21 protein-coding genes are annotated in these 25,887 nt (G+C 42.3%); all 21 read right to left on the bottom strand.

What is annotated here, in order from left to right:
* Positions 1–9: 9 nt before the first annotated feature.
* Positions 10–603 (bottom strand): hypothetical protein, encoded by a 594-nt coding sequence (locus BLS16_RS18775; protein WP_092335191.1) that lies wholly within the window; start codon positions 601–603, stop codon positions 10–12.
* A gap of 44 nt (positions 604–647) precedes the next feature.
* Complete coding sequence (locus tag BLS16_RS18770; protein ID WP_092335190.1) at positions 648–950, bottom strand: 4Fe-4S dicluster domain-containing protein; 303 nt, start codon at positions 948–950, stop codon at positions 648–650.
* A 16-nt stretch (positions 951–966) separates the two neighbouring features.
* Positions 967–1,800: an ATP-binding protein gene (locus BLS16_RS18765; protein WP_034598359.1), complete on the bottom strand. Its 834-nt coding sequence runs from the start codon at positions 1,798–1,800 to the stop codon at positions 967–969.
* A complete protein-coding gene (locus BLS16_RS18760; RefSeq protein WP_092335189.1) occupies positions 1,800–2,453 on the bottom strand; it encodes a DUF6282 family protein in 654 nt (217 codons plus the stop codon). The genes BLS16_RS18765 and BLS16_RS18760 overlap by 1 nt, the downstream gene beginning before the upstream one ends.
* Before the next feature lie 630 nt (positions 2,454–3,083).
* Positions 3,084–4,268: a thiolase family protein gene (locus BLS16_RS18755; protein WP_092335188.1), complete on the bottom strand. Its 1,185-nt coding sequence runs from the start codon at positions 4,266–4,268 to the stop codon at positions 3,084–3,086.
* Between the two features lie 75 nt (positions 4,269–4,343).
* Entirely contained in the window at positions 4,344–5,816 is a 1,473-nt protein-coding gene (locus BLS16_RS18750; protein WP_092335187.1) for a 4-hydroxyphenylacetate 3-hydroxylase family protein, read from the bottom strand.
* Positions 5,817–6,247: 431 nt separating this feature from the next.
* Complete coding sequence (locus BLS16_RS18745; protein ID WP_092335186.1) at positions 6,248–7,900, bottom strand: long-chain-fatty-acid--CoA ligase; 1,653 nt, start codon at positions 7,898–7,900, stop codon at positions 6,248–6,250.
* Positions 7,901–8,346: 446 nt separating this feature from the next.
* Positions 8,347–9,429, bottom strand: coding sequence for a zinc-binding dehydrogenase (locus tag BLS16_RS18740; RefSeq protein WP_092335185.1), 1,083 nt, complete (start codon positions 9,427–9,429; stop codon positions 8,347–8,349).
* 31 nt (positions 9,430–9,460) lie between these two features.
* Positions 9,461–10,804, bottom strand: coding sequence for an acetyl-CoA hydrolase/transferase family protein (locus tag BLS16_RS18735; RefSeq protein WP_092335184.1), 1,344 nt, complete (start codon positions 10,802–10,804; stop codon positions 9,461–9,463).
* On the bottom strand, positions 10,797–10,919 hold the full coding sequence (locus BLS16_RS24705; protein WP_282433773.1) for a hypothetical protein: 123 nt from the start codon (positions 10,917–10,919) through the stop codon (positions 10,797–10,799). The genes BLS16_RS18735 and BLS16_RS24705 overlap by 8 nt, the downstream gene beginning before the upstream one ends.
* Positions 10,920–11,425: 506 nt before the next feature.
* Entirely contained in the window at positions 11,426–12,583 is a 1,158-nt protein-coding gene (locus BLS16_RS18730; RefSeq protein WP_092335183.1) for an acetyl-CoA C-acyltransferase, read from the bottom strand.
* Between the two features lie 11 nt (positions 12,584–12,594).
* Positions 12,595–14,982: a 3-hydroxyacyl-CoA dehydrogenase/enoyl-CoA hydratase family protein gene (locus tag BLS16_RS18725; protein WP_092335182.1), complete on the bottom strand. Its 2,388-nt coding sequence runs from the start codon at positions 14,980–14,982 to the stop codon at positions 12,595–12,597.
* On the bottom strand, positions 14,969–15,634 hold the full coding sequence (fadR, locus tag BLS16_RS18720; protein ID WP_242876368.1) for a fatty acid metabolism transcriptional regulator FadR: 666 nt from the start codon (positions 15,632–15,634) through the stop codon (positions 14,969–14,971). Before fadR ends, BLS16_RS18725 begins: the two co-directional genes overlap by 14 nt.
* Positions 15,627–16,493: a 3-hydroxyacyl-CoA dehydrogenase family protein gene (locus BLS16_RS18715; RefSeq protein ID WP_092335181.1), complete on the bottom strand. Its 867-nt coding sequence runs from the start codon at positions 16,491–16,493 to the stop codon at positions 15,627–15,629. The genes fadR and BLS16_RS18715 overlap by 8 nt, the downstream gene beginning before the upstream one ends.
* 35 nt (positions 16,494–16,528) lie before the next feature.
* Positions 16,529–17,956, bottom strand: coding sequence for a 4-hydroxyphenylacetate 3-hydroxylase family protein (locus BLS16_RS18710; protein ID WP_092335180.1), 1,428 nt, complete (start codon positions 17,954–17,956; stop codon positions 16,529–16,531).
* A gap of 23 nt (positions 17,957–17,979) precedes the next feature.
* A complete protein-coding gene (locus BLS16_RS18705; protein ID WP_092335179.1) occupies positions 17,980–18,759 on the bottom strand; it encodes an enoyl-CoA hydratase/isomerase family protein in 780 nt (259 codons plus the stop codon).
* Between the two features lie 219 nt (positions 18,760–18,978).
* Positions 18,979–20,385, bottom strand: coding sequence for a sigma-54 interaction domain-containing protein (locus BLS16_RS18700; protein ID WP_092335178.1), 1,407 nt, complete (start codon positions 20,383–20,385; stop codon positions 18,979–18,981).
* 333 nt (positions 20,386–20,718) lie between these two features.
* Entirely contained in the window at positions 20,719–21,912 is a 1,194-nt protein-coding gene (locus BLS16_RS18695) for a thiolase family protein (RefSeq protein WP_092335177.1), read from the bottom strand.
* A gap of 16 nt (positions 21,913–21,928) precedes the next feature.
* Positions 21,929–23,077 carry an acyl-CoA dehydrogenase family protein gene (locus BLS16_RS18690; RefSeq protein WP_092335176.1) on the bottom strand — a complete coding sequence of 383 codons (1,149 nt, stop codon included), beginning with the start codon at positions 23,075–23,077 and terminating at the stop codon, positions 21,929–21,931.
* A 91-nt stretch (positions 23,078–23,168) separates the two neighbouring features.
* Positions 23,169–24,470 carry a DUF362 domain-containing protein gene (locus tag BLS16_RS18685; protein WP_092335175.1) on the bottom strand — a complete coding sequence of 434 codons (1,302 nt, stop codon included), beginning with the start codon at positions 24,468–24,470 and terminating at the stop codon, positions 23,169–23,171.
* A gap of 206 nt (positions 24,471–24,676) precedes the next feature.
* A complete protein-coding gene (locus BLS16_RS18680) occupies positions 24,677–25,843 on the bottom strand; it encodes a thiolase family protein (protein WP_092335174.1) in 1,167 nt (388 codons plus the stop codon).
* Between the last annotated feature and the right edge of the window lie 44 nt (positions 25,844–25,887).

The raw sequence follows: 25,887 nt of genomic DNA, 5'->3' as shown, positions 1-25,887 counted from the left end.
TTGGCCTCCTTATTGCTTTTGAAAAGCGAGTTCACATAGCCCGCTGTCGTTAGCATCGTTATTACAAGTCATTTTGACTGGAACTCCAACCTTTTCTGCTGCTGCTTGATAAGCCGCGAAGCAGAATGTTTGGCAATTACTTATTCCTTTTTCAGCAAACTTTTTTCCTAAAGAGCAGTTAAAACTGCGAACCTTTAATTGTTTTGTAGTGGCTTCGGTGACAGTCCAAGCATCTCGGGGACGCAGAGCCAAAATTGCATGCTCAACATATCTTTCAAAGACGTGAGGAAAACGAATTCCGGTTTGCTCTGCAACTCGTTCGATCATATCCGCAGTCCGATCTCGGAAGGCTTCTGAATCTGTGTTCTTTATCAGGACTGCCATAAAAGACTTTCCCCTTTCTTCCAAAAAATCCGCGCTAATTTCTTTATCCGAGTTAAAAAGGCTTTCCACAGGAAATTCTGCATTTACAGCATAAATTAATTCCTTAGGCAAATCATAGACATAATCCTGTCCGGGGTTAATCTTTAACCTTCGCTCAGGGGCTACCTCAGTGCTAGGGTTGCCTTTTATTTTTTGCAAGACCTTAAAATCCACAGCCATACTAAAAACTCCCCTTCAAATTCATAGTTTCAGTTCCGGGAATGTTAAGAATTGCGTTCTTTAATTTGAGCCGCTCTTTCTTCTTTGAATTTCTGGACTAATTGATCACGGGGGACAAAACTGAGCTGTATAGCATTGAAAGGACACACCTTCACACAGTCGCCACACCCTGAACATTTGTCAAAATAACGACCTACGATCCGATATTCACTCGGATCACTCTCTCTTCCCTTCCAGACCTTTGTAGGGCCGCAAACGAAGACCACTGATGGACATACACTTAAACACTTTCGACAGTTCAAGGGATCTTTACATAAGTTATAGTCAATGCCGATTTGAGCAATCATTAACAGGTCCCTCCCCTTACCAGTTTTCAGCTATTCCAGGCAAACTTTGTCTGTCTACTAACTCAATAGCTTCACTTGGACATGCCGTCACACAGAGTCCACAACCAAAGCATTGATCCAAATCTATATACGCTTTGCTCGTATAGACTTCAAGATTTAGTGCTTTAAACTGACAACGGCCTAGGCAGCTTTTACAGCCAATACATTTTTCTCGATCGACTTTAGCAACTGTATGCCCTTTTAATAGAAACTTAAAATCATAGTCAATTCTATTTCTTACTGCAACACATCCAGGATACTCACATTGACAAAGCCCTCCGATATATGGAGTACCAAACACATCTACTGTTTGCACACGACCTTCTTTGTGGTTCATCATAGCCCATTCTTTAGCTTCTTCCGGTGTGACAAACTCTACCCCACCATGATAAGTCTCAGGCCAACGTTCCCATTTATACATACCGGGTCCAATACCCATGCAGGTGAAGTTCTCATCATCAGGCATACCCCTTTGCACTCGACGACATCCGCAGGTCATTTTCGCTAAAGGATAGGCAATATCTAGAATTTGAAGATATTCATCAAGTGTAACCACTTGTCCGAAGTGAGTCTGATAGGCATGTTCTAGGGCATCGCTTTTGATCTCGTTTTCCCACTCCAAGTCCCCACTGATACGGGCTTTGACTAACTCTGCCACCACACCCGCACCCATTCCTGCTGCCTGAGGGTCGGCATCTGCTCCAGCAGCTTCTTTGCCTTCTTTGCGCACCTTATACAGGCGCCGCGCATAGTTTTCCGGGTTGAGATACCACTTTTCCCCATTACCATATTTATCACATACCCAACACATTACGTAACCTCCTTTTTCTTTGCTCGAATACGTCCTTTTCGCAACTGAGCTACCAATTGGGCCTCATTACGAATTGAATCTTCAAACACGGTTATACAAGATCCAACACTGAGTATATTGTGTGCATCGCTTCCTCCGGTTCCAATCTTACCTAAAATGCTCACAGCATTTCTCGCGGCACGGATTTCCTGCCAATTGCTTCGACCATTGTAGACCTCTAAAGCATCTACAAAGTCAAATATTGGCCTCCGGTACATCACCTCCACTTCGATTGGCTCCAAGCCACGTTCTTCCCTTGAAAATACGGAATAGGCAAAATCGGTTCTAAAGGGATGAGCAGCAACCATCACGCCCTTCGAGTCATGCACAAATTGTGCTAACCTGGGTAAGTCATCGCGAAGATTTAATAATGATTGGTGAACTCCATATACCAATATTTCCCCTACTGAGGTACTTAGTTCTATTCCACCATAAATTTGTATACCACTTTCAGCACTAAATTTGGCCAGTTCTCTTGAATCCCAACAATAATCATGATCTGTAACACAAATGCCGTCTAGACCCTTCTGACACGCTGCTTGAATCAAGTCCCAAATGTTCATACGACTGCAAGCTGAACCTTGACTGGTATGAGTATGCAAATCAAACTCCATGCTAGATTCCTTCAAATCCTCCCTTTTTAATTAAATGAAAGGTTTTACATCTCAACAAGCAAGTTTCATGCCACTTTTAACTCTGACGAGTCTCAACGGTTTCCCATAGGCTATTCCGAGAATATTATCTTAATAAAGTCGCTAATCCCCATGCACCTTCTTGGTTCGTTTGAATAAAATATTATATTACCTAATTAAATCTAAAAATTCTGAAATAATTTTTCCCAGAAGGTTATTAATGTCCTGAGATGTTTTAATAACGTACATTTTATTAATTCAATGTTTCCTTTTTTGTACTATCAGCTTTAGAAGTGCAAAAAAGAAGGGCCGTCTTATAATGAGTGTCCTCAGACATTCATTATGAGACGACCTTTGATGTTTATAACCTAGGAGTAATTTTACAATGATAACTCTTGTTAAACTGACAAAAATAAACCTAATCCAGGGCATGTCCAACAATTCGACAGCGCTGTCGAATTGTTGGACATGCTTAATTGTCTTTAGCTGGAATCCCCCGAACAGATCTGTCTCATAATGATGTCCTCGGACATCATTATGAGACAGCGATCTTGGTTCTGAAACTCGATGTATAGCTTAGCTTAAGAGTTGACGAAACTTGGACCAGATTAATTATGGCATCTGTTCAACGATAAATGCACATCCAGGACCTCCGCTGGCACACATTGTTGCACATGCATAGCGCCCGCCGCGCCGATTCAACTCATTGATAGCCGCCATTATTATGCGCACACCTGTCATGCCTACCGCGTGTCCTAAAGAAATACCAGACCCTACTGCATTAACCCGTTCAAGAGGAATATCAAGTTCCTTCTGACAACCTAGGAATTGAGCTGCAAATGCTTCATTGATTTCCCAGTAGTCGATATCATTTTTCTTGAGACCCGCAAATTTCAGCGCTCGCTCTACAGCAGGGACTACACCCATTCCCATAATTCTGGGTTCAACAGCCCCAGAAGCAGATGCCACTACACGAGCCAACGGTTTTAATCCTAATTCTTTGGCCTTTTCAGAGGACATCATAATTATTGCTGCAGCACCGTCATTTAACCCTGAAGCGTTAAAGGCTGTAACCGTACCGTCCTTTTTAAATACAGGTCTGGCCTTAGCAGCTATCTCGATGGTTGCATTGGGATTGGCATGTTCATCAGTGTCGAAAATTTTAAGACCTTTTCTCGTCTTAATCTCCACTGGAACAATCTCATCCTTAAATAAACCTTGTTCAATAGCTTTACATGCTCTTTGATGACTGAGCAAAGAATACTCATCTTGCTCTTCACGAGTAATCTTGTACATTTCCGCAATATTCTCTCCCGTAATACCCATGTGGTAGCCCTCAAAAGCGCACACCAAACCGCCAATCATTAAGCTATCCTGGATCTTTTCAGCATCATTCAGTCGATATCCCTTGCGCGCTTGCATAAGCAAGTAAGGTGCGTTAGTCATGCTTTCTTGACCCACTGCGGCAGCAACATCAATCCTGCCTAACATTATCTCCTGAGAAAGAATATCTGCCGCACGCATGGAGGATGGGCATTGTTGATGAATGGTCGTTGATATAGTTTCAACAGGACATCCTGACTTAAGCGTTACCCAGCGGGCCGAGTTTCCTGGAGAACCCGCTTGATTACATTGGCCCACCATAACCTCTTCAACAACGTTAGGGGAAATGCCGCCCTTCTCCATGGCCCCTTTAAGAGCTATTACACCTAAATCGTGGGCTTTTAAGCTTTCCAAAGAACCTTGGAAATCACCAACCGCAGTCCTGGCAGCGCTGACAATAACAACTTCTTTCACAATTCGAGCTCCTTTCAACATAACTCTGCCAAAAACTATTATTTAAACTCAGTGTTGACTTATTAAAAGTAAGAATTACTGCCAATCAACGTCAGTATTCTTCTGAACCCCCGCAAGTCTCTCTGCCAGGTTCTTGCGATGTGCTAAGTTAATCATTCGACTGATCATTATACGTTGCGCCTGAGGGGAACCTGCTCCGTGCATTGATTCAGTTAAATAACCGACAGCTGCTGTACCCATTGTTAAGTTTTCTACTAATCTCAGCATGCGCTGCCGGTTTTCCGCTGAAACATCAGCCTTACCTATAAAGTATTTCTTAATTAAAGCTCCTACTTCTGAATGGTCAAAATCTTTTTCGGATGGCATTGTAACAAATGCTCCACCGGCAACATCTTGAGCTAAGCGTGCAATTTCATAGGGAAAACGTGTAACATTCTGTTTGCAAATATTAGCTAACAAAATGTCAACAAGATAATTGCCTGAGGCTGTTTTATGTCCCTCTGCCGAGCAAGCAATTCCGCAAGAATACAAGGACTCGTTAAGATGGCACATCTCCACAATCTTGTCCTTAATATGGGATGCTTTAGAAACACCATTGTACTCAGCCATTGCTTGAGTAGCTCCAATTAAGGCATCTCCCACTCCAACTTTACACCCCCCATAACTCTGGCGGTGATATGAAGCGAATCGCTCAACCAGCATAGTCGAAAAATCCGTTTCCCCATCCATAAATACCCGATTCCAAGGTACGAAGACATCATTGAAAATCGCCATAACTTCTTGCCCACCGAAATATTGGTTACCCACATCGATGCTGCCGCCTTCCAATTTACGAGTGTCACAGGATTGTCGTCCATAGACATAAATAATTCCTGGGGACTCAAGAGGTATGGCAAAACTGACTGCCCACTCTTTCTCATTTTCTTTAAGTGAGTTATTAGGCATTACTAGTATTTCATGGGAGTTAATCAATCCCGTCTGATGCATTTTACAGCCTCTGACAATAATGCCCTCTTCATTCCTGCTAACTATGTGAACATAAGCATCTGGATCGACTTGTTCTCCGGGGCTTTTTGAACGATCTCCCCGTGAATCAGTCATACAGCCATCCACAGCAAGATCGTTTTCTTGCACATATTTTAAAAACTCAACAAATCTTTTATGATAGTTTGTTCCGTGTTTTGCATCAATTTCAAAGGTTGTGTTAAAGACAGCATTAAAAGCATCCATGCCGACACAACGTTGGAAACAACAGCCTGTCTTTTGTCCTAAAAGACGTTGCATTTTTACTTTCTTTACCAAGTCATCGGTACTTTGATGTAGGTGTGTGAAACGATTGACCTTTTGACCTGTAAGATTAGAGGTTGCAGTCATAACATCTTCGTATTCGGGTTCCATAGCCAACTTATAGGTCAAGGCCATGGCGTTCAATGAGGGCCGTACCATGGGATGATCAACGTAATTTTCAATTTTTTCACCAAACATGTAGAGATCAATTTTCATATTACGGATGTCATCAATATATTCTTGCGGCGTTTTCAAAGTCATCCTTGTCACCTCTTTGTTAATATTGTTTAAAGCCTTCTCCGGTCGAACCCCAGGGAATGGTAGTCACGCCAGATTAGGCCCCTGTGTGGTTGCAGTAGATAATAACTGCAATTACTGTGCCAAAATCCGATAAAACTGTATAATCTAGCCCCTTCATAACAATATTGCACTTAATATAAGTAGTTATCGAATCCAAAAAAATTGCAATCTTCAAGAACTTTTTTCCCTAAGCTCTTTAAAGATTGCAATACTGTATACATTTGATACAACAATAAAAGATTAGCGAAAATTCAGTATATAAAGTACACAAAGATTTCTTATACTCTATTGTAATATCTATGGAGGTAATCTTTAGAATAATCCTGACCTAAGTCTACTTCATAGATAAATAATTCCTTTCTAAGTGAAACTCCTTATACAAACGTCAGATATTAGTCTTGACTTGCAGCTGCGGCCTGCATTTTGGCCTTTTCTTCTTCAACTAACTGGCGACGAAGCACCTTTCCAACAATAGTTCTTGGCAATTCACTTCTGAACTCCACTAAGCGTGGAACCTTATAGGCAGCCATCCTTGATCTACAGAAATCTACAAACTCCTCTGCTGTTGCTTCTACATCAGGTTTTAAGACTATATAAGCTTTGGGAGTCTCTCCTCGATATTTATCCGGAACACCTGCTACCACTACTTCCTTAACCTTGGGATGTTCGTAAAGAACCTCTTCAATGTCACGCGGATAAACATTATAGCCCCCGGCGATAATCATATCTTTTTTACGATCAATGATATAAAAATATCCATCCTCATCTTTTTTCGCGATATCCCCTGTATGAAGCCAACCGTCCCGCAATGTTTCAGCAGTTGCCTCTGGTTTTCCCCAATATCCTTTCATAACTTGTGGTCCTCGGATGCATAATTCTCCTATTTCTCCTGCAGGAAGTTCTTTTTCCCCTGTCTCTAAATCTACAATTTTAGAATCCGTGTCTGGGAATGGTATACCTATCGAACCGGCTCTGTTTGGTCGATCAAGGGGATTACTATGGGTTACCGGGGAAGCCTCAGAAAGTCCATATCCTTCAACTAAATTCCCTTCTCCATCTGTCAGTTTTGCAAACTTTTGAGCAACTTCCAAGGGCAGTGGAGCAGAACCACTATTACACACTTTTATTGCCGCTAAGCTATCTTTATAGTCCGAGATTCGAGGGTGACTATTAATAGCCATATAGACAGTTGGTGCACCTGGAAAAAGGGTGGGTCTATATTTATCAATTGTTTCCATAAAATGATTCAATTCAAAGCGGGGTAAAAGAATTTGAGTAGCAGCTGTGGCCACGGCGTAGTTTACACAGTTTGTCATTCCATAAACGTGAAACACAGGAAGAATTGTTAAAATACGTTCTTCTCCATACTTTAAATCAAGAGACCATGATATACTTTGGATTGTATTGCAGACAAGATTTTTATGAGTAAGCATAACCCCTTTGGATACTCCTGTTGTTCCACCCGTGTACTGTAGAACAGCTACGTCTTCTCCATGATCAATCACTACTTGAGGAGGATTTGGTTCATACTTGGCAATTAACTCATCGAAGGAATGCAAATCCGGGGTAGATTTAACCGGAGCAAGAAAGTTAAAGCCAATAACCTGTTTCAATGAGGTGTTTTGGATAATATTCTTCACTCTAGGATACAACGGTTCAAAGACAATGATTGATGTCGCGCCAGAATCATTCATTTGATAAGCTATCTCTCGCTCTACATACATCGGATTCGTTTGTACCACGATGGCCCCCAATTTGAGTAAAGCGAAGAAAGCAGTTTCCCATTGGGGACAATTCGGCCCCATCAGCCCAACTCGCTCACCTTTTACAATGCCCATGTCCGCCAAAGCTGTTGCAAATCGATTAACTTGATCGCCAAATTCTTTATAGGTAATCTCTCTTCCTTCAAAGATTATGGCTAGAGTATCAGGCATCTTTTCAACAGTTTCATCAAACATTTGCCCGAGAGTTTTTGCGGGATAGTCTAAGTTTGGGCTGACATAGGAAGGATAGCTTTGTAACCATGGCATCTCTTTAACTTGCATTCTGACGAACCTCCTCAATTTCAATGATATCCACTGATTAAACATAATATTTCAAACCTTTAGAATATCTCCTTTCTTCATAATATTCTGATAACTTTTTGTATTGATATAGCAATATCTGTGCCATCATATAAAGAGTTTTGAAAATGCCTCTTTAGGCAACTCTTTACTATTCATATCTATTACATATGTATGTATTGTATACACTTCATGTGATTATTCGCCTTATTTGTATGTAAAATATACATGACCATGCAATGATTAGTGTGCCACAATCAACGCATGGTCTGCAGTCCCCATTTTATCCTTTTCATTACCACACATAATAGTTTTTAGCATATTTATGCACATAAATTATTAGGAATTCTAAAACCGGTCTGGGTAATTACCTTGAGCATTTAAGGATAAGTATAGCATTTAGAATTATCCGTATATTAAATATACAATTATATGTTTGGACGCTCATAGGGAGTAATCAACCATTTGACACAGCCATCTTCATGATCTCCAAATATTTTATAACCCTTTTCCAGATCATTTAACGAGGCACGATGAGTTAGCATGAATTTGGTGTCAATTTTCCCGTCTTTAATCCACTCCAACATTTCCTCTAAACCTTCGCTCTTCTGAATCCCCATTTTTAATTGAATATTTCTGAGAATCATATCCAATAAGGGCATAGGTACTAAAGGTTCACTAAATACTGCAATCGTAGATACTATTCCGCTCGGCCTTGTTGCCGCAACAGACATTGCCATGGTTTCTTCAAGTCCCGGAGTTTCAAGAACTACATCAACCCCTAACCCACCTGTTGCTTCCTGAATTTTCTTTACAACTTCATCCGTATTAGGATTAAAGCCTAAATCAGCGATACCTTGGTTTAAGGCCATATCCACTCTGTTTTGTAGTATATCTACTGCTATTACCTGTTTTGCACCAAATACCTTTTTCGCTAAAACACAGGCACTTAGTCCAACCGGCCCAACACCAATCACAGCAAGAGTTTGACCCTCTTTGAAATCTGCGTTTTTCAGTCCATACCACGCAGTCGCCAGCATATCGGGAAGTAGAATAACATCTTCCTCAGTCAAGCCTTCCGGGATCTTAATCAAACCGTTCTTATGATGGGCATAAGGAATCTTTACATACTCGGCATGACATCCTTCAAGTGGTCCACGACTGCCAAATACTCCGCCATTTTTGCACGCCACAACAATCCCCAGCTTACATGCCAAACACTTTCCACAGGCTACGCCGGGATTAACAATGCACAAATCTCCAGGCTTAACATGGGTTATTTTCGATCCAACCTCAACAACTTCCAGACAACACTCGTGCCCCATAGTCTTAGGATAGTGAACATTTTGAAGTTCGCCTTTGACTGTATGAATATCACTAGTGCAGATTGCTCCCAAAGTTACTCTGCCGATTACATCATGTGGATCAGAAATAACGGGCATTGGAACATCTTTGAGGCTATACTTATCGGGCCCTTCATATACTAGTGCTTTCATAGTCTTTTGTTCCATCAGCCCAGTCCTCCTATGGCATATCATTTATTTATCCTCGTTTATTGCTATTACGCCATAATTTTAGTTTGTCTGCTTCTTTTATAAGATCTTCACGGAAATCAGGGTGAGCTACACTGATTAATGCCTCTGCCCGTTGCCAGGTGAATAAGCCCTTCAGGTTAACTATCCCATGTTCAGTAACCACATGATGGACTGCTGGACGAGTATCAGTAACAACGGCTCCATGTGCTAACAGCGGCTTAATGCGAGAATGAACTTGTCCTTGCTTATCTGTAAAGGTTGAAGCCATACAGATGAAACTACGTCCGCCTTTAGAATGGTAAGCGGTTTCAACAAAGTCTAATTGTCCACCGGATCCACTAATCATGCGAGGACCAACGGATTCTGAACAAACTTGACCAGTAAGATCAATTTCTAGGGAATTGTTAATTGATACAACATTGTCATTTAAACTCGCAATCTTGCGGTCATTAGTATAATCTGCTGTATAACCTGCAACAGCAGGGTTATTATCAATAAAGTCATAGAGTTTTTGGGTTCCTAAGGCAAAGGTATAGACGATCCGTCCTGGATCAAGCTGCTTTTTCCTCCCGTTGAGTACTCCTGCATCGACCATATCCACGAAAGCATCGCACAACATTTCCGTATGAGCACCTAGGTTTTTTAAATCAGATTTTGCAATTAACTGACCTAAAGCACTAGGCATAGCTCCAATTCCCAGTTGCAAACAGTCTCCATCTTTGATTTCTTTGATAACATAATCTGCAATTTTCGCATCCACTTCGCATGGATCTTCTGAAGCGACCTGAGGCATACCGCAGTGACCTGCTTCAACAATATAATCAACTTCAGAAATATGAATAAAATGCCCATATCCCCCATGTCCAATAGGCATATCTTCATTGACCTCAACAATAATGATTTTAGCAACATCCATTGAAGCTCTGTAATGGGAAATAGTCGGTCCGAGATTAAAGTTACCATGCTTATCCATAGGAGCTACTTGAAGCATTAAAATGTCTACTGTCAAATTCTCACGAATGTAGCGCAAAATTTCTGAATATTTGAGGGGCATATAAAAGACACTACCTGTTTGAGCCATATAACGGTCTGCAGCAGAGAAATGAGAGCAGTTCCAGGTAAAGTGCTCACCATGTGGGTCAGCTTTAAACCAATCGTAGATCCTTGAAGATACTCCGCCGATAAGTTTAATGTCAAAAAGTTCAGGAGTACGTGCTGCCAGGGCCTTGTCCAAAACCGGTAAAACATTTGCAGCATACGAAGAACCGATCCAATCACCACTTTTTACTACACTAACGGCTTTCTCAGGGGAAACAAGCTTACTTTGGTATTCCTTTAACCATTTAGACATTGCTATCTTCCTCCTCCATCTTATGAGCCTCAACTCCTGTGGTATCCCCTACAATTAACTTAACAATACAAGCACGGTCCCTGGTTCCTAACCCGGGTCGACCAGAAACTAACATATTTGAACGGGCAATTAGCCCCTTACTTGGACGACCCCAATTTGACCCTTAACTTTCACACCCCACGTCCGTATCCCAGCTCCGCTGCCTGAAACTAAGGGGCCAATTGCACAGTGAACACTTTAGTGAAGTTCGCGATACAGCGAGTGCCGATGCTGAAGGCCAATTGCGCCCAGGTTCACTCCCTCGAGCGACCCAGAGGTTGGCGCAATTCCTTCTGCATCCAACGAGCCAGCGAACGTAACGTGTGTGAACGGGCAATTTGACCCTTACTTTCACGACCCCACGTCCTTATCCCAGCCCAGTCGCCAGAAACTAAGGGGACAATTGCCAAGTGAACACTTTAGTGGAGTTCGCGATACAGCGAGTGCCGATGCTGAAGGCCAATTGCGCCCAGGTTCACTCCCTCGAGCGACCCAGAGGTTGGTGCAATTCCTTCTGCATCTAACGAGCCAGCGAACGTAACGTGTGTGAACGGGCAATTTGCCCCTTACTTTCACAAGACCCTAAAGTAACTCGTAAACTCCTGCGGCTCCCATACCTCCACCGATACACATGGTTACCATACCATATTTCAGCTTCCTTTTCCTCATTTCAGATAATAAGGTTGCTGTGAGTTTAGCACCGGTACAACCGAGGGGATGCCCAAAGGCAATCGCTCCACCATTAACATTCACTTTTGCCGGGTCAATCTCCAGCGTCTTTAAGATCGCCAGCGACTGTGAGGCAAAAGCTTCGTTTAATTCAAATAAGTCAATTTGATCTAGAGTTAAACCGACTTGCTTCAGAACTTTAGGTATTGCTTTAATCGGTCCAATTCCCATAAGCTCCGGCTCTACGCCAGCTACAGCGAATCCGCGCCAAATTGCGATAGGTTTAATACCCAAGGACAATGTTTTTCGTTCTGACATCATAAGAGTCATAGCAGCTCCATCACTAGTCTGGGACGAGTTCCCAGCCGTTACCGAACCGCCTGCCTTAAAGACCGGTCTCAATTTACCCAATGACTCAACAGTAGTCTCAGGACGGATTCCTTCATCTTTATTGAACCATTTTTCTCCAGGTCCTCCCCAGGTTGGCAGAGGAACCGATACGATCTCATCATTAAATCGTCCACTAGTTTGAGCGACCCAAGCTTTTTTATGGCTTGACGCAGCAAATTCATCTTGCTGTTCCCTGGTTATCTCATATTTTGCGGCTACATTCTCAGCTGTTATACCCATTGAAATATAGGCTTCCGGTGTGTTTACAATCATATATGGATTGGGTGCTGGTTTTGCTCCACCCATCGGAACCATGGACATGCTTTCAATTCCGCCACCGATCATAACATCTGCTTCACCCAAACGAATTCGATCCGCCGCCATAGAAATAGCCTGCAGTCCCGATGAGCAGAAACGATTGACAGTTACACCGCAGACATCAATTGGAAGACCTGCACGCAAAGCCATGATTTTAGCTACGTTCATTCCTTGTTCCCCTTCAGGGAAGGAACAACCGATTACACAGTCTTCAATATCTTGAGCATCAAGAGCAGGCACATTTTTAAGGATGTCCTGAATAACATAAGCACCTAAATCATCGGGTCTGACTTGTGCCAAGGAACCTTTGCCGGACTTTCCAATAGCCGTCCGTTTGGCCTGAATTATATAGGCTTGTTGCATTCTTGTCCCCCCTAATTCCGTAATGGTTTGCCTTTAGTAAGCATGTGACGAATACGATCCTGGGTCTTAGGTTCGCCAAGCAAGCTCATAAAGACTTCACGTTCAAGATCTAAAAGATATTGTTCTTCAACAAGTGTTCCTGCAGGGAGATTTCCACCAGTTATGGCATAGGCCAATTTATTTGATAGATATTGATCATAATCAGATATGAAGTTTCCTTGACGCATTCCATACATGGCCATTTCTAATGTAGCGCGAACCCCCGAACCAGCTGTTTTATACTTTGTTGGCAGGTATGGCCGGAAATTTCTAGCTAGGTCAATTACTCGGGCTTTTGCATCCAAAATGATATGCTCAGGATTCATGCTATAACGATCGCTAGCTCGTAAGAAGCCGAGTTGTCGAGCTTTTTCAGCACTCGTGGATACTGCTGCAGTAGCAATCATTTCGAAGCGCTTAGCAAACAAGAAGTCAGGAGCTACTTGAACCCCAGGAAGGATTCCTTCCATTGCTCGAACCGCCATTTCCTTAGTTCCTCCGCCCGCAGGGATTAAGCCGACTCCAACTTCAACAAGACCCATGTACAGCTCTGAAGAGGCTTGAATGGCCGTGGTATGCAAACAAATTTCAGCACCACCACCTAGTGTCATACCAAAGGGAGCAGCTACCACCGGTTTTTTAGAATATTTTAAGGCCATAGTAGCATTCTGCAAGTCGCGAACTCCTTGATCGAGAACCGCCCAGTTTCCTTTTTCAGCCTCTTGTCCTAAAAGTACAAGGTTTGCACCAACGCAGAAGTTCTTTCCTTGGTTGCTGATAACCATCCCCTGATAATTCTTTTCTACTTCTGCCAAGGATTCATTGATCATGTTGACAACGTCTTCGTTAATTGCGTTATTGGGTGAGTGGAATTCCAGGCAGGCAACCCCATCACCGAGGTCTACTAAGCTAGCTCCAGCATTTCCAAGAATCTTCTTACCAGCTTTATGAGCTTGCTTCAAGGAGAAGGAGTATGGGCTAATGGTTTTTTTGTGATACTCTCCTGCATCAAAGAAAGCTTTTTCCCCTGTTTCAGTTTCTTGATAGAAGCTATCCAGTCCTTTGGCAAGCAACTCTTCCACAATAGCTGGTAAAGTGCCACCTTCTGAAACAATTCGATCAGCAGTGGCTTTGACACCTAGTGCATCCCATAATTCAAAAGGACCCATTTCCCAGTTATAACCCCAACGCATTGCTTCATCAATACCTGTGATGTCTTCTGCGATCTCTTTAGCAAGTTTTGCAGCATAAATAAGCGAAGGTTTCAATATGTTCCAAGCAAACTCTGAGCCGGCGTCATTGCCACTAACTAAGGTGCGTAATTTATTGGGTAACCCTTTAGCAGCTTTAGCTTGATCCAGGGAATCAAATTGTACTTTCTTTTGCGGCACATAGGTCATAGTATGTGGATCAATTACCTCAACTACTTTACCTTTTGGTCCTTTGGACTTTTTGTAGAAGCCTTGTTTGGTTTTATCACCCAGCCAGCCATTAGCCAACATCTTGTGAATAAACTCAGGTAATACGAAGTCTGCTTTCTCAGCAGGTACGCCTTGTGCAACGTTATTAGCTGTATGAATAAATGTGTCCAAACCAACCATGTCAATTGTACGGAACAAAGCGCTCTTAGGACGTCCCATGACAGGTCCGGTTAAGGCGTCTACTTCGTCAACCGTTAGGCCCATACGCAACATTTCTTTAATCATTACCGGTGAACCAAAGGAACCAATACGATTAGCGATAAAATTCGGGGTGTCCTTACACATAACTACACCTTTGCCCAAAACTCTCTCGCCATACTCTACCATAAAGGAAAGCACTTCTGGGTCAGTATTAGGTCCTGGAATAATCTCTAAAAGCTTCATATAACGAGGTGGATTGAAGAAGTGGGTTCCAAGGAAATATCTTGTAAAGCTTTCTGGTAATCCTTCAGTCATCGCCTTAAGAGAGATACCTGATGTATTGGATGTTACAATCGTTCCAGGACGAACGTGCTCAGCAACTCTTTTAAAGAGGTCAATTTTTATGTCTAGTCGTTCTACAACAACCTCTATAACCCAATCGACTTCTTTTAAACGTCCTAAATCATCACTTAAATTACCAACCTCGATCCTGTCCGCAAACTCCGGGACTAAAAATGGGGCTGGATTCATCTTTTTCATAGCTGCTTTATTTTGTTCGGCGATACTATTTCTAACTTTACGATCCTCTAGTGTCAAGCCTGCCGCTTCATCTTTAGCAGATAATTTAGAAGGAACAATATCCAACAATAGGCTTGGAATACCAGCGTTAGCTAAGTGTGCTGCAATGGTACTTCCCATTACGCCTGATCCCAGTACCGCTACTTTATGAATCTGCATTTCCATCCTCCTCTCGTTTCTGTAGGGTGACAATTTGTTTTCTTCCTTTTGGTTTTCGTAAACGAAGTGCCCCTTTAAACAACGTCAACATCGGCTCGACGCAAGTCATCAGTGCCTGCGGGTTACGAGCCATCACCCAATCTGTTGTGGCCTCATCTAACGATCCAAAAATCAGTTGCCGGGCCGTCCGCAAATTAATTCTTGGTATTTCTTTGCGCTCTATCCCTTGCTGAACCACCTCCTCGATAAGGCTAAAGTACTCTAACAAGGGACCACTAATAGCAGAGCGCACATGTTGGTTGGGCTTTCTAAGCTCCAATCTAACTACGATAGCCAAAGATCTGTTTTGCTCCATATAAGAAAAATGTGTCTTGACAATAGTCCGCAAGCTTGCCTCTGTCGTCTTACAGTTAGAGAGTTCTCGTCGCATACAGACAATAAAGTCCCCTAGTCGTTCTTGAAGAAGCCTAACAAGTAGTTCTTCTTTATTCTTGAAATATAGATAGATCGTTCCGTCAGCAACTCCCGCGAGATGAGCAACTTTTGATACAGGGGTTTGATGATAACCGGATTCTGCAAAAGCTTCTGTAGCTGCATTTAAAATTCGCTCAAATTTACTTACGTATTGTACTGCTTGCATTTTTTCATTCATAGGAATAAAAACCCTTCTTTGATTTCCTGCCCCATTCTCCCTTGGCAAATTTTTCAACGATCAAAGGAGATGGCTTGTCCTTAGGATTGCCGGTTTCTTGATATCGTTCCATATCGATAATGTAGGTAAGATCATTTCCTGTGAAATCCATTAATCGAAAAGGCCCAATAGGATGCCCCAGAGCATTTGTTAAGGCTAGATCAATTTCTTCCGGGAGTGCTACTCCCATATCGACAAGATACAATGCCTCTCGATAAATTGCTGATAAGAATCGATTGACTACAAAGCCATAAATTTCCTTTCTAAGCCAAATTCCATTATTACCCATTTTTTTGCACAAATCCATGGTTATTTGCGCCGTTTCAGTGGAAGTATGCGGGCCCTGCACTACTTCCACAATTTTCATCATTAGAGTAGGATTAAAGAAATGCATATTGCATACTTTATCTGGCCGTTTCGTTGCATCAGCAATCTTAGAACTGACGATAAAGGAACTGTTTGTTGTAAAAATCGCATGTGGAGGTGCTATTCTATCCAACTCTTCAAAAAGCTGCCTCTTAACGCTAATTTTCTCCACCGCAGATTCAATGACGAAATCAGCATCTTTTGCCGCTTCCTTAAGATCTGTAGTAAAAGAAGTATTTTTTAAGGCTTGATCGACTTGCTCTTGGGTCCATTTCCCCTTGGAAATTTGTTGGGGAAAATAGGTACGCGCAAAGTCTTGAGCTTTATTCAGCATCTCTAAACTAATGTCAGTACAGCTGACCTGGTAGCCGGCCAATGCAGCGCTATAAGCTATTTGATGCCCCATACTGCCTGCCCCAATCACACAAATCTTTTTAATGTCTTCAACTTTCAAGGTTAGAAACGCCTCCAACGCTCATATTGTCGGTTTTACTCCTTAATCCCAGCAAGATATTTGGCAAGATTTTTCTTGGCTTTCATGTCATATTGGCCTGTAATCGCAATCCGTTCCATGATAGGCGAACCGCCTCCATGCACACCAGCTACTTGAACCACCCCAGCATGCGAAGAACACAACAAATCGCTAATCATTCGGAAACAACGGTGTTGAGCTTCAGCAGAAATTCCATCTTTACGCATGATATACTTATCCATCAGTTGAGAGATTTCGGGATTCGAAAATTCCTTTTCCGAAGGAAGAGTAGCAGGTAATCCTCCGGCAATTTCAGCAAGAATTTCATGTTCGCGGTAGACATTAATTCCGGCATGATAGCGCCCCACATTGGTATAAACGATATCTGGAATTTGGGTTCCTGAAGGGGCTTTAGTGGATTTAACAGATGCTGCAATACCTGCGGCAAATACCAACTCGGCCATTGTTACTAAATCCGCCAACTCTTCCCTTACCTGGCTGGATTTTTCCACACCATTGTACTCCGCAACTAATGCAGTCGCTCCCATGAGCACATCCGTAGTAGCTGGCTTACATCCCGTATAACTATGGCGATGATAGGTTGCAAATAAAGAGGCTAGTTGTCCGGCGAATTTATACTCTCCACACATAAAGACTCTTTCCCAAGGCACAAAGACATCATCAAACACCGTCAGGGAATCTGCTGATCCATAATTATTAAATGGTGCCAGCAATTCTTCTCTTGGTCTGGGATTGGAAACTCGGACAACCTGGGAGACTCCCGGTGCATCAGCTTGAATAGCAAAAGCCACTGCCCATTCAGCATCTTTTTCAGTCATCATCCGTGTTGGTACGACAATGATCTCATCTGCATAAGGAGCAATCGTGTTATGAGCCTTACAACCACGGACGATAATTCCTTCATCTGTTTTCTTCACAACTCGAAGGTAAAGGTCTGGATCTGATTGTTGATGGGGACGAAGGGAACGGTCACCTTTAACATCGGTTTGAGCACAATTTGCTACCAAGTCTTCTTCTTGGTACTTTTTCAAATAAGCTAGAAACCGCTCATTATATTGAGTCCCCATCTCAAGATCAATGTTTTTGGTAACTACCGATAAAGCGTTAAGAGCATCAATCCCCATGCACCGTTGGATACACCCTCCGACTCTCTGACAATACAATCGGGTCATCTCCTGCTTTTTTAGTAGATCCTCTGAAGATTGATGAATGTGGCAGTAACGGTTGATTTTCTCCCCGGTGAGATGGGACTTTGCTGTAAGCAATTCCTCATTGGCAGGATCCATAGCCCAGTTAAAGGTTTCTGAAATTGTATTGACCCCAAATCTTAGGCGCGGGTCATCTCTTGATACAACTTCACCGTTCAAATAAATGTTTGAACGCATTATCTTCAATTTAGCAACATATTCTTCAGCTGTTCTCAAATTATTTCCTCCTTAGTTATGTTTTACTTTCCTTGAAATTGTGCCGGCCGTTTTTCTAAGAACGCTTTCATACCTTCTTTTTGATCTTCCGTTGCAAAGAGCAGGCTAAAGCATTTATGCTCATATTCAAGCCCGGCTTCTAAATCCATTCTTAGCCCCTCATTGACTGATGCCTTAGCTAAACGTAATGCCACTGCCCCACGGGAGGCAAACCGTTTTGCCAATTTTCTTGTTTCAGCAGCTAACTGATCCGCCGAAACCACTTTATTCACTAGACCTACCCGCAAGGCCTCGTCTGCTTTAATAAAATCCCCACTGAAAATTAATTCTTTGGCTCGCCCGGTACCGATTAAGCGCGGTAACCGTTGAGTTCCACCTGCACCCGGCAAAATACCCAGCTTTATTTCAGGCAAACCAAACTGAGCATTGTCCGCAGCAATGCGCACATCCGCTACTAACGTAAGTTCACATCCACCACCAAGAGCATAACCGGAAATAGCAGCTATGACTGGTTTGGGAAGATTTTCAAGAAGTTGAAAAGCCCTGTGGGAGACCTTCTCCCTAGTTGCCACGTCGACGGCTGTAGAATTAGCCATCTGACTAATGTCCGCACCTGCTGCAAATACTTTATCTCCACCAGTGATGATAACTACGCGAACAGAATTATCAGCACCCAAACTCAAGGCCGCTTCTCCCAACTCATTAAACACTTTGTCATTTAAAGCGTTTAATACCGCCGGGCGGTTTAAGGTTATCGTTGCGATTCCTTCTTCGATTTCCACTATGATTGTTTCGTAAGCCACTTATTTTACCTCCTTGTTTGAGAGTCTGTTATTAACTGAATACACTCCTTTTTTTTAATCTTCAGGATTATTCTATTATTTATATTAGCAATAACTATGCCATTTACGAAAAATCCCCCTTTAGGCCTGAAACAGGCCTAAAAGGGGGGGGTTCCTGTATATAATTGAAACAACACAACTTTTTCTTAAGAGCATTGAGTATATAAAGTACACAATCTTTTAATCTTCATCAATCCCATATCTTCGCAATTTATCATAAAATGCACGCCTGGAAATTCCTAAGGCCGTCATTGCTTTACTACGATTATTATTATAAGCGGCTAATGCAGAAACGATCAGTTCTTTTTCCACTCTGCTTACGACTTCCTTTACATCAAAGGGCTTTTCCGTACTAGTTGCTCGCTCATCTGATGCCGGAATTAAGTGGGCGGGCAAGTGGTGAAGTTCAATCGTCATTCCACTTGCGACAATACTGGCATGTTCAAGGACATTCTGTAATTCCCGTATATTCCCAGGCCATTCATACTCTTGAAAAAACCTTATTACTTGAGGCGATAGGGTCAACTCGTGACCTAACTCTCGGGAAAATTGATCAAGAAAAGTTTTTGATAATGCCATGAGGTCATCTTTTCGTTCACGTAGAGGAGTTAGCTTAAGTGGAACAATATTCAGACGATAATATAAGTCTCGCCGAAAAGTACCCTTTTCGATCATACTCAGTAAATCTCGATTAGTTGCGGCGATCACTCGAATGTTGACTTTGATAGTTTTAGTGCCCCCTACGCGTTCAAACTCTTTTTCTTGTAACACACGTAATAGTTTTGCTTGCATGGTTATACTCATATCGCCAATCTCATCAAGAAAAATAGTACCGCAATGAGCTAACTCAAATTTCCCTAGTTTCCCGCCTTTTTTCGCTCCCGTAAAAGCACCATCTTCATAGCCAAATAGTTCACTCTCTATTAATTCCTCCGGTATGGCTGCACAGTTCACTTTAATTAGTGGTTTATCCTTCCGCCGACTACTATTATGCACCGCCCTAGCCAGTACTTCTTTGCCAACCCCACTTTCACCAAGGATTAGGACTGTACTGTCCGTACGTGCTACCTTTGCAGCTAACACTAAGGTTTCCTTTAGACGGCTGTTTTGTCCCACATATTCCTTAAAAGAAAGGGGCAAATGCTCCCATTGTTCTAGTTGCTCCTTTAAATAATCTGCTACCCCTTTCGTCCTTTGCAACTCACTATTTAATTCAACGACTTCTGTAATATTTTTAAAAATTGATACCGCTCCAATAACTTCCTTATCATTGAATAGAGGAAAGGAATTCCCAATGACATGGATGTTCAAAGACTTAACATAATCCTGACCCGTACTAGGTTGTCCGGTGTGTAAAACTTCGATTATTTTCGCCGAAGTCGTTTCAATTGTGTCCAGCCTTCTACCTAGCACCTTAGCAACAGGCACTCCTAAAATCCTGGCATAGGCCTCGTTCGCATAGACAATAGTTGTTTCAGAATCTATTACCAGCACTACATCATGAATATTATTCAGGATTTCAAATAAGAGTTCCCGATCCCAGTGCGGAATTATGCTACTTGTTATGGCATGGGCCCTTACACTCATTTCCATCCCCCATTTACATTGTATCCTAAGTAAACATTATATAAGAATATCTTTGGATAGAAAAGCTTATTTTTTGATGTTTGTAAATTTTCAATCTTCTTCTCCAATTATACTTATTTAACTAAAGCCCTTTTAAGCATAAAATTTACTTTTAAATCTAGAATGCTCAACAATCTTAGGGGATTTTAAATTGAATTATTCAATATCCACAGTGTATCCTGCATCAAAAAAGAGTGTGCTTTTTAAGATAAGCACACTCCCTAAGCTTTACACCTTAACACAAAATGCTTTTATGGTCTAATAAGCTAAATATCTGATTCCATTAGTTGAGATTTAAACTGAAAGGTTTTCAACGATTGTAGAGATACCCTGACCTCCTCCTATGCACATAGTTGCTAGGCCATATCTCTTGCCTGTACGCCTTAATTGATTGAGTAATTTTATCATAATAATCCCACCTGTTGCGCCTAAAGGATGTCCAAGAGCAATGGCTCCTCCATTGACATTTGTTTTGTTGAGATCCAGTCCAAGCTCTTTGATCACTGCCAATGACTGAGCGGCAAACGCTTCATTTAATTCTATTAGGTCGATCTGATTCAGGGACAACCCGGCCATCTTAAGTGCCGCTTGAGTTGCTGGTACTGGCCCAATCCCCATAATTTGGGGAGGTACTCCCTTGGCCCCTATCCCAACAACTCGGGCTAAGGGTTTTAATCCAAATTCTTTGGCCTTGTCTGGGGTGGTCACCATCAATACCGCTGCCCCATCATTTCGACCACTTGAATTCCCTGCGGTTACTGATCCATTCTCTTTAAACACTGGCTTTAATTTACTCAACTGAGTCATGCTGGTTTCCCTTGGATGTTCATCCTTATCAAAGATCACGGTATTCTTTTTATCTTCGATTTCATAGGGAACTATCTCTTCTTTAAACAATCCCTTCTCAATAGCATTTAAGGCTCGTTCTTGACTTGAGAGGGCAAATTCATCCTGCTCCTGGCGGCTGATCTCATATTTCTCAGCCAAGTTCTCTGCTGTTAATCCCATTGTCAAATATCCATAACGTTCCTGAGGCTGACAGCGCGGCTGACTCTCTGTATTAGAATCGATAATCTCCGCATTTCCCATACGATATCCGTACCGAGCGTTCCTTAGATAGTAAGGAGCTGTACTCATGCTTTCTGCTCCACCGGCCATAACCGTTTCGGAAGTGCCTGCCCAGATAGATTTTACTGCATTATTTAAAGCTGTCAGAGCTGAGCCACACTGTCGATGTACAGTGTAAGCAGGTATCTCTTCCGGCATCTCTGCCCTTAAAAGGGCTAAACGAGCAAGGTTGGGATTGTCACCACTTTGTTTGGTATGTCCAAAGATAACTTCATCGACCGCTGGGTCTGGAATTCCGCTGCGTTTGAGCACTTCCCTGATCACATGGGCTGCAAGATAGTCTACATCTACATTCTTAAGAGTACCACCTACTCTTCCGATCGCTGTACGCACCCCTGCTACTATGACTGCCTCCTGCATCTCGTAACCTCCTTAACTATAAGGCATATTCCTTTTTCAGCTGGGCTGCAATAATATTACGTTGAATTTCCGAGGTACCTTCATAGATGCGGGCAATCCTTGCATCACGATAGAATCTTTCCACTTGACATTCCCGCATATACCCCATACCGCCATGAATTTGAACAGCCAAATCAGCTACCCGACCGAAGGCTTCCGAACCAAAGGCTTTTACAATAGCAGCTTCTTTTATGATCTTTTCACCTTGATCTATTCTTCGTGCAACGTCATAAGTTAAACTTCGCAGGGCCTCTATTTCTATAGCCATGTTAGCCAAATAATGCTGGATAATTTGGTTCTCGAAAATTGGCTTACCGAATTGCACACGTTGTAATGCGTATTGCATACTCAATTCCAATAGTTTTTCGCAGGAACCCAAGTTCCTGGCCGCCAGTCCGGCTCGCCCGTTAGCTAAGATCTTCAAGGCATTAACATAACCTTGCCCCAACTCGCCTAATACATTTTCAACCGGTACTTCACAATCCTCAAAGATTAGCTCTGCCGTTAGAGAACCATGCAAGCCCATTTTTTTCTCGAATTTCCCCACATTAAAACCTTTAAAGTTCCGCTCTACGATAAAAGAAGTAATCCCTTTACTTCCTTTGCTTTTGTCAGTTACTGCCATTACCGTAAAAACACCTGCAACGTCACTGTTGGTGATGAACTGCTTAGTACCGTTGAGAATATAATGATCACCCTTAAGCACTGCCGTCGTCTTTAAACTGCCAGGGTCTGAGCCGGCAGAGGCTTCCGTTAGTGCAAAAGCTCCGATCAGTTCACCGCTTGCCATTTTAGGCAGATAACGCTCTTTTTGTTCCTCATTGCCACACTCCACAATACCGACACTGCCAATCCCATTATGACAGCCTATAATGGAACAGAAACAATTCGGGCCTTTACCTAACTCTTCGTAAACGATAACTTTTCCGACCATTCCAGCCCCTAAGCCACCATACTTTTCAGGCGTGCTCAAGCCGAACAAACCAATCCCAGCCGCTTTATCTAACAAACTGCGTGGAACATGGTCCTCTTCTTCCATCTGCTCACCTAAAGGTTCTACCTCTTTCTTGATGAAATTTCGAATAGTTTGCTTAATAATATTCAGCTCTTCGTCAGTGATTTTCATAGCTACTCCTCCTCATGTGTACTGGCAGATGATGAATTTCTATAAGAGCACAAAGAAAGTGCAACTATCGGATGCACACTTTCTTTGTGTTCTATTCGATTGTCCAATCACTTAGTCGAAAGCTTTCATCGATTTTATATCTATCGAACAAGTAGTTACGAAAGTGGACATATTCTTGATAATCGCACTCCATCCCCTCTTTAGCCAGCTCTTCAGCAATCATTCCTAAATCGGGAGGACAACCCCAGAGATAAATTGATTTCTTAATATTGGGGTTATCTTTATTATTATGGCAGGCACACTTACCAAAGAGTACGGACTTGTTAAAGCCCGCCGAAGCAAGCTGTTGTTTACCGCTGACAACCTCTACATTAGGAAATGGCTGGCCTTTATAAGCTGATCCGAAAAGGATTAACATAGGATTAAATTGCACCGAACATCCCGTACATAGACTATTATCATACTTGCGGATCGCTAGCCCAGTAATTCCCCTCTTTTTAAACCCGGTTGGCCCGGTATCATCCTCTGTCCAACCCCAATCATATATCGTAAATTTTTCATGCTCAGAGATTTTTTCCCCTTTAACCTCATAATCTGCCACTTCCATACTATACCCATGCCGTTTAGCATAATTAGTAAGATGTTCAACCTCATTGCCTGGATAACCCAAAATAGCCGCTCCTACAAGGTCACAGGCAAAGGAATCGCGAGAAGCAATAAGAAGATCTTTTCTAAAGGCTTTCCCTGTTGGTCCAGGCCCTTTTTCTAAGGTATAAAGGCCATCAATAATTGTTAAAGCTACAGGCAGTTTTTCAATAATTCGAGGAAAAGTCCGCAACAGATCATTCTCACCTATACCATGGCAAGCTTGCTTTGATTTTTTATTGAGGCATCCTTTGAGATTTTTAATCCCTAAGGATACTTTAGCTTGACTATGTGTTTTCAAAACAGGTACATTGATAATTTTGTCGGCTTCAAGAGCAGCTTTAGCAATATCTAATTCAAATCCGTCTTCATATTCAACTGTCTCAAATTTCTCTACGTTAAAGTCTACTAGTTTAACCCCGTAACGTTCCTGTAACCTTTTATACCCTAAAGCTTCATAAATAACCTCACCCTTGGCTTTAGCATTGGGCAAGGGGCCTTCTCCAATCGTCAGATCTTTAAAGCCATGCTCTGCCAAAATACGAACTAAGGCACTCACTACAAGACTAGTGGTTACCACACCATAGGGAGGAAACGGCATCTCAAAGTCCCAACTAACGATATTGGGCTTAATCAGAATTCGATCATTAATATTTAACCCTGAAAGCCCATCGCAGAGCTTTAAGCTCTCTTGAAGAGATTGATAGACATCAGTTACTTTCACGATAGATACGGGCGCTTTTTCCATTATTTCCCCTCTTTCTAATTAATTTTACCACTCTATCTGCATAATAATTTTCTGTATATATTAAAGAATATTCTGAACTATTAAATCAGAATTCATTTTCTTTTGTAATTTTCGAACTTAATGTTATTTACTCTTTTCTAAACAAGCAAGGCAAGACCCCCTGATCTTTATAAGATCAGGGGACTTTTTAAATACTTACTAAACCATTATACTCTTTCCAAGATAGTGGCAATTCCTTGCCCACCACCAATGCAAGCTGTAATTAGTCCAAATTGAACGTCCCTACGATTCATCTCATATACCATTTTCGTAGTTAGAATTGCGCCGGTAGCTGCAATTGGATGACCATGGGCGACGGCCCCACCATTGACATTAACTTTACTCAGATCAAAATGCAGCTCTCTGTCTACAGCTAATACTTGAGCTGCAAAAGCTTCGTTCAATTCGATAATGTCCATATCTTCTAAAGAAAGTCCGGCTCGGGCTAATGCTTTCCTTGTTGCCGGAACTGGTCCGATCCCCATAATGTTAGGATCTACACCGGCGACAGCAAATGTGCGGATTTTAGCCAATGGTTTTAAACCAAGGGCCTTTGCCCTGTCGGCGGACATAACAACTACTGCTGAGGCCGCGTCATTAACACCTGAACTGTTCCCAGCCGTGACAGTCCCTCCGGCCTTAAAGGCTGGGCCAAGCTTAGCCAATCCTTCCATTGTCGTTTGCGGACGGGGGTGTTCATCTCTGTCAAATACAATAGTTTTACCTTTGCCAGCAGGTATAGTAAGGGGAACTATTTGATCTTTGAAATAGCCGGCCTCCATGGCTTTCCCCATTTTTTGTTGGCTGCTTAGGGCAAATTCATCCTGTTCTTGACGGCTAATCTGATATTTATCCGCTAAATTTTCAGCAGTAATTCCCATTGGTGGATTTCCAATTTCATCAGTTGATAACTGAAAGCTGCGGAATTTTGGCGGTGTTCTGCTGAAGAAATCAGTATGTTCCATAACATAAGGTGTCAGAGAACAGCTTTCTGTTCCACCGGCAAGATACACGTCTCCCATACCGGCCATAATTGCTTGGGCTGCCATGTTAACAGCATTTAAACCCGAGCCGCACTGCCTATCTATAGTAATACCAGCAAGGTCCATAGGCAAACCTGCTTGTAGGGAGCATAAATGAGCAATATTGCCACCAGCATTTAAACAATTTCCCATGATTACATCTTCGATCTCGTTTGGATCTAAACCTATACGATTCACTGCTTCTTTCAAAACTTCCGCTCCATATAAATGGGGAGGGATTCTTCCCAGTGTGCCTCCGGCTCGGCCGATAGCAGTTCGGACTGCGGATACAATAACCGCTTCTTTGGACATTCTATAACCTCCTTACATTCTATTTTTGTGGAATAAGAGGGTTT

The sequence above is a fragment of the Desulfosporosinus hippei DSM 8344 genome, from assembly GCF_900100785.1.
Classification (GTDB): Bacteria; Bacillota; Desulfitobacteriia; order Desulfitobacteriales; family Desulfitobacteriaceae; genus Desulfosporosinus; species Desulfosporosinus hippei.
This window is presented reverse-complemented; position numbering and strand designations above follow the sequence as displayed.